The sequence below is a fragment of the Streptomyces macrosporus genome (assembly GCF_039533145.1).
Lineage (GTDB): Bacteria > Actinomycetota > Actinomycetes > Streptomycetales > Streptomycetaceae > Streptomyces > Streptomyces macrosporus.
The window spans coordinates 23506-29505 of sequence record NZ_BAAASZ010000005.1 but is presented as its reverse complement, the minus strand read 5'-3'; the positions used below and the strand labels follow the sequence as shown (position 1 = coordinate 29505).

Here is a 6000-nt window from a genome sequence, read left to right as displayed (position 1 = left end):
GCCCGCTTCGGGCCGTGTGTGGTGAGCCGTGTGTGGTGGGCACACAGGCGCCGTGGCGGGGAGCGCGGACCGGACAGGGCGTGCTCCGCCGTCAGCGGACCACCGTGAACTGGGCGGTCTGACCGTGCTCGCCGTGCGGCCTGCCGTCCGGGGCCGGTATGAAGTCGACCAGCGTGTACACCCCGGGATCGAGATCCACCAGGGACAGTTCGCTGCCGCCGTTCTCCTGGGCGATCGTCACCACGTCCTCCTGGGACAGCCTGCCGTTGAACAGGTCCGCCCCCACCGCGCCCTCCGGGAGCCGGAGCAGAATCGCCTCGTGCCGTTCCTCGCCCACGTTCTCCAGCCTGAGCACGACCTTCCCGTGCGGGGCGCGAATCACCGTGCGGTCCATGCGGAAGAAGTACTCGCCCATCTCCACCCTCACCTCCTCGGCCGCGTGCGGCACCGGGGAGGGGAGCGCGTCGAGCCGGTTGAGCTTGAGGAAGCCGTCGGCCCGGTCCGGCCACCACGTCATGCGGGCACGCGCCAGTTGGTGCCCGTAGGCGAGGTAGGTCAGCTCGGTGGTGAAACTGCCGTCCGCGTACTGCCGCATCTCCCCGATCCGCAGGCGTTCGATCCGCAGTCCGCCCAGTACCCGGGGGACCTGGCGGTAGCTCGTCTGCCCCATGAAGTTCCTGACGAAGTTCGCGGTGAGCAGCGGGGCCGCGCGCAGGTGGTCCCCGGCGTTGATGCAGGCGACGAATCCGCGCACGCCGGAGACGACCCGCTCGCGTGTGGCCCGGTCCACGACCGGCCATGACGCCCCGGCCGGGGCGCTCTCGCTGCCCGGGTCGACGACCAGAGGCTCGTCCGCGGGAGGCAGCGGCGGCGCGCTGCACCGCTGCGCTGCGAGGACAGTGCGCGACCTCTCGTCCTCCGCATGAGCCGTGGCGGGCGGGAAAGCGGCCACGACGGCGAGGACGGCTGCTACGGACAGGTGCTTTCGCATGGTTGGGACCCCCGTCTCCTGGCTTTCTCCTCCGAGAGCCAGGGTCCCGGTGCCGTGAGGCGCGTTCCATCCGGAATCGCCCGGAGTTCTCCCCGAGGCGTCCCCGGAGGCGCCCGTACACGAGGAGGGTTCCGCCGTGGCCGGGGAAGCCGGTGACGGGTACCGTCCACGGCCGGGACGGCACCGCACTCGGTTCCGTTCCCCGTGTGGGGAGGGGCCTCGGCCGGCCGCACGGCGGGCCGAGACCGGCCGCTCGGCGTGGTCGAGGACCGCCTTCTCGAACTCCGCCGGCCGGGCGTCGAACTCCGGGCTGGAGACGTCCGTCTTCTCCGGCTCCATCAGTGCGCCCCCACCGGGCTCGCCCGGACCGTCAAGACGACGGAGGGGGCACGCGCCGAACTCTCCCGCGCACCACGGGGTCGGCGTCGGCACCTACCTGGCGCCGGCATCACCGTCGGCCGGTGGCTCGACATCCGGCCGGCGAGGGCGGTACGCGACGCCGAGGAGGAAACCGAAGGCCCCGCCGACCGACTGGACGATCACGGTCGTCACGACCCGGCCGGACTCCGGTGTCTTCGGTGCCCTCGCGATGACGGTTCTCACCAGGACCCGCCCCGGAGAGCCTCCGGGGGCGGGCCGCACGCGGCCGGCACTCCCGTCGCAGCTCGCCGTCGTCGCCGGTCAGAGCCGTGTTTCCTAGCCTGTCCCGGATGTCGGGAGTTCGTGCCCTCGGGTGCGGCGGTGGCGCCGGCCGGTGCGTAGGCGAGGTGGTGGGCGATCTCCTCCGGGCGGGCCGGGCTGCGGCGGGCCGGGCCCCGGCGCTGGTGAGCGGGATGATCGCCGTCGAGGTCGTCGCGACGGGAGTTCTCGAAGGTCGTGGGGCGGTGTCGGGCCGGCAGTCCCTCCGCACCGAAGGTCGGAGCGGAGCCGAAGGCTCGTCAGGGACAGTCACCGCGTGTATTTTTTGGCCATGTCACCCGTGTCCCAGGCCGGTCCTCCCGTTCCCTTACCCCGCCGCTTCCAGCGAGTGCTGGTGATCGCCGCCCATCCCGACGACGCCGAGTTCAGTTTCGGGGCCACCGTCGCCCGTCTCGTGGACGAGGGCGCGCGAGTGACCTACGTGGTCGTGACCGACGGTGCGCAGGGCGGAGAAGACCCGGACGAACCGGCGGAGGAACTGGTCGCGACACGGTACGCGGAACAGCGGGAGGCCGCGCGCGTACTCGGTGTCGCCGACGTCGCGTTCCTCGGCTTCCCCGACGGGTCGCTCGCCGACACGCCCGAGCTTCGACTGGCGCTGACCCGGGAGATCCGCCGGCATCGCCCCGACCTCGTCCTCACCCATCAACCGCTCCGGTCGCTGCAGTTCCCGATCGGCGCGTCACACCCCGACCACCTGGCCGTGGGGCAGGCTGCGCTGAACGCCGTCTATCCCTACGCGCGCAACCCCCGTGCTTTCCCCGAGCTCCTGGCCGAGGGGCTACCCGCGCACCGGGTGGCCGAGGTGTGGGTACCGGGCCACGAGCACACCGACCTCCTGATCGACGTCGGTCGCACCGCTGAGCGCAAAATCACGGCCATCCTCGCTCACCGCAGTCAATTCCGCGGCTCCCGGGATCCGCTCACGGACGTCCAGTGGGTGATCGATCGGATGCGCGGGAACGGCACGGCCCTCGGACGTGAATACGCCGAGGCGTACAAGCGCATCATCACGGACGCGGCCGCTGCCGCCGGCCCGACTCCACCCACCCGACCGCGGGACGGCGAGGTGCCGGTTGTGTCACCGTGACGTGAGGGTGCGTGGCGGCGGGGCCGTCGGTCACGTGCGTCGCAGGTGACTCGGTGCAGCGAAGAACTGCACCACCACGAAGGCGATCGCCAGCGCGGCGGCCGGCAGGAGGACGCTGGCCCCCATCGCCTCGGCGAACGGGCCGCGCAGCACTTCGGGCAGAGGCCCGGTGGATTGCGCGGCGCCCTCGCCCGCCCCGGTCGGCGACGCGGAGGCGAACTGCTCGAACCTGCTCTCGATCTGGTGCTGCATGAACACCCCGACCGCGGCGCTGCCCAGCACGGCACCCACCTGTCGGGTCATGTTGTACACACCGGACCCGGCGCCGGCGAGCCGCAGCGGGAGGTCGCGGTTGGCGGTCGCGGTCAGCGGGCCCCAGATGAAGGCGCTGCCGACGCCTATCAGTGCGATCGGCGCCAGGACTTCGATCACCGGGGTGGTGTCGTGCGCCGCGAAACCGAGCCAGACAAGGGCCGCGGCGGTGACGGCGAAGCCGAAGCCGGTCAAGTGGCGCGGGTGCACCTGGTCGGCCAGCTTGCCCGCCGGTGCCGCCAACGCCCCGGAGAGCACGGCCAACGGGATCAGCAGCAGGGCCGCGCGTGTGGGGCTCAGCCCCATGGACTTCTGCGCGAACAGCATCAGCGGGATGGACATGCCGGTCAACGAGAAGCCCATGCAGACGATGGCCAGGTTGGACAGGGTGAAGTTGCGGTCCCGGAACAGGGTGAGCGTCATCAGCGGCTCCGCCGCCCGCGACTGCCACCACACGAACACCACCAGTGCCACGATGCCGGCGATGATGAGTCCCCACACCGTGATCGGCAGCGGCCCGATGTCCCGGATGTGCCCCCAGTCGTGTCGCTGCCCCTCCTGCAACCCGAAGGTCAGCAGGAACAGGCCGAGCGCGCTCAGCAGGATTCCCGGGTAGTCGATCCGATGCCGGTGAGTGGGCAGGTTCGGCACCAGGACCATCGCGGCGATGAAGGCGATCACACCCACGGGAACGTTGACGAAGAACACCCATTCCCAGCCGAGACCGTCCACCAGGATGCCGCCGGCCAGCGGTCCCACCAGGATCGCCACCCCGGCCATCGAGCCCCACAGGGCCATGGCGGTACCGCGCTTGTCCGGCGGGAAGGTTCGGGTGATCACGGCCATCGTCTGCGGTGCCATCAGCGAGGCACCGAGACCCTGCACCACACGCGCCGCGATCAGCATCTCCACGGTGTGCGAGACACCGCACCAGGCCGAGGCGGCGGTGAAGGTCACCAGACCGATCAAGTAGAGGCGCTTGGGTCCGAACATGTCACCGAGCCGGCCGGCCAGGAGCAGCGGCACGGTGTAGGCCAGTAGGTAGCCGCTGGTGACCCAGATGACCGAGTTGAGATCGGTCTTCAGGTCCCCCCAGATGGCGTCGGTGGCCACCGAGACGATGGTGGAGTCCACCAGGATCATGAAGATGCCCACTATCAATGCCCACAGCGCGGGCCAGGGGCGGTAGCCGGAGGGCAGCCCGGGCATGGTGCCCGGCTCGGTGACCGCTCCGGAAGTCGTTGCGGCGTCGGATTGCACGTTGGGAGCCTTCCCATCGGTGGTGTCTGGTCGTTGAGTCGACCTCGGATGTCCAGCGATCGAGGCGATCTGAGAGGCGATCGGCAAAGGCGCCCCTGGCCTGCAAGGACGTGAGTGTCCGGGTCGTATCCGACGCAGGGGCGGGAACACCGTCCGGGTGAAGGCTATCGGGAAGGCCCACGGCAGGGGCGTGATCGGGCACGCGGGACGGCACCCCGCCCAGGGCGGAACTCCGGGCGCACCTCGCCGAGTTCACCGTCCCGGCCGCGCGCCCGGGTGGGGCCGAGGGCATGCGCCTGCCCGCCAAGCCGACCGGGCGCGCCCGCCGCCGGCGCGACGAGTCGGGAAGGAGAGCGCCCGTGGTGATCACCGCCCGCTCGCCTCCGACGGATCGAGGCTCGATCGCGACCGGGTTGCGTCTCCCCGATCGTGACCTCGACTTCGGATGCCCACGGGAGGATAGTAGCCATGTACATAGTATCCATGTACTGTATTCCGGGTGAGTTCAGCAGCCGAGAGCGCCACGGCCGGGTTCCTGGTCTGGCGCTTGTCGATGAAGTGGCGGGTGGCCGTCGACCGAGCGGTCGCACCCTTGGGCCTGACCCATGCCCAGTACGCGTTGATGGCGTCGCTGTACGGCATGTGGCGCTCCGGGCTGCGCCCCAGTCAGCGTCGACTCGCCGACCACACAGGGCTCGAACCGCTGTACGTTTCCAAGCTCGCCCGCGCCCTGGAGGCCGCCGGACTCGTCGCCCGCACCCGGGACCCGAACGATCCGCGCGCCATGCAGCTGTCGCTCACCGAGCAAGGGCGCGACGTCACACGCCGCGCGATCAAGGTGGTCCAGGGCCTGCTGGACCAGTTGCTGGAGCCGCTCGGAGGACAGGACAGCCCGCGCGCACGGCGGTTCACCCGTGAGCTGACGGCCCTGCTCGACGCGCCTCTTGATCCGCACACCGACGACGAGGAGCAGTCATGACCACCGCCGCACCCACGGTCAATGGCCGGGTCATAGCACTGGCGCACCATGCCGGGCGTGCCCTCCTGGAGGGCGTGCTGGCCCGCCACGGCGCCACGTTCCACCAGAGTGTGACGCTCCGGGCCGTCGTGGTCGCGGGCGAGTCCATCGGCCGGGACGAGCTCGTCGGCGACGTCACCGGCTCGCTGAAGGTCGACGCGTCGGTCGTGCGCGGCGCAATCGAGGAGCTGACGGCCATGAAGCTGCTGGAAGAGGACCCGACGGAGGCGTCCCGGCTACGGCTCACGGACGCCGGACGGGAGCTGTACGAGAGCACCACCGCTGAGACCGCCGAGATCTCCGCCCGGCTGTACGCCGGTATTCCGGCCGAGGACCTTGCGATCGCGGGCCGCGTGCTGGCACTGATCACGGAGCGTGCGAACACCGAGTTGGCCGGCGCCTGAGGTTCCGTCTCGCCCATCACGAGTGGGTGGCGACGGTCCGGACTGTTTCGGCTCGTTGATCCCCCGCTCGACGGTGCGGCGCTCCTTGTACCGGTCCTTGTGGTCCTTCTTCTCCCGGATCACGTGCCGGATGCCGCGCCCGCGCAGCCGGCCGCGGATCTTTCCACGACCGACGCGAACCGGGCGCGGTCCCCCCTTCTCACGCTGCTCGCCGCATCGTGCTCCG

Annotated in this window: 5 protein-coding genes; 3 read left to right on the top strand and 2 right to left on the bottom strand. The window is 70.8% G+C overall.

Annotation, left to right across the window (positions count from 1 at the left end; all coding sequences use genetic code 11):
* Positions 1 to 91 precede the first annotated feature (91 nt).
* On the bottom strand, positions 92 to 991 hold the full coding sequence (locus ABD335_RS02465) for a hypothetical protein (RefSeq protein WP_344320353.1): 900 nt from the start codon (positions 989 to 991) through the stop codon (positions 92 to 94).
* A 1027-nt stretch (positions 992 to 2018) separates the two neighbouring features.
* On the opposite strand from ABD335_RS02465, the gene ABD335_RS02460 reads away from it, so the two are divergent.
* A complete protein-coding gene (locus tag ABD335_RS02460) occupies positions 2019 to 2780 on the top strand; it encodes a PIG-L deacetylase family protein (protein WP_344320352.1) in 762 nt (253 codons plus the stop codon).
* Between the two features lie 30 nt (positions 2781 to 2810).
* Here ABD335_RS02460 and ABD335_RS02455 read toward each other — a convergent pair whose 3' ends face one another.
* Entirely contained in the window at positions 2811 to 4352 is a 1542-nt protein-coding gene (locus tag ABD335_RS02455) for an MFS transporter (RefSeq protein WP_344320351.1), read from the bottom strand.
* Positions 4353 to 4851: 499 nt separating this feature from the next.
* On the opposite strand from ABD335_RS02455, the gene ABD335_RS02450 reads away from it, so the two are divergent.
* Together ABD335_RS02450 and ABD335_RS02445 are read left to right on the top strand one after the other, a co-directional pair.
* Positions 4852 to 5331 (top strand): MarR family winged helix-turn-helix transcriptional regulator, encoded by a 480-nt coding sequence (locus ABD335_RS02450; RefSeq protein ID WP_344320350.1) that lies wholly within the window; start codon positions 4852 to 4854, stop codon positions 5329 to 5331.
* Entirely contained in the window at positions 5328 to 5774 is a 447-nt protein-coding gene (locus ABD335_RS02445; RefSeq protein ID WP_344320349.1) for a MarR family winged helix-turn-helix transcriptional regulator, read from the top strand. The genes ABD335_RS02450 and ABD335_RS02445 overlap by 4 nt, the downstream gene beginning before the upstream one ends.
* Positions 5775 to 6000: the final 226 nt, after the last annotated feature.

Coding starts and splice junctions, on each gene's coding strand:
- ABD335_RS02445 (WP_344320349.1), top strand. CDS start 5,328: ATGACCACCGCCGCACCCACGGTCAATGGCCGGGTCATAGCACTGGCG.
- ABD335_RS02465 (WP_344320353.1), bottom strand. CDS start 991: ATGCGAAAGCACCTGTCCGTAGCAGCCGTCCTCGCCGTCGTGGCCGCT.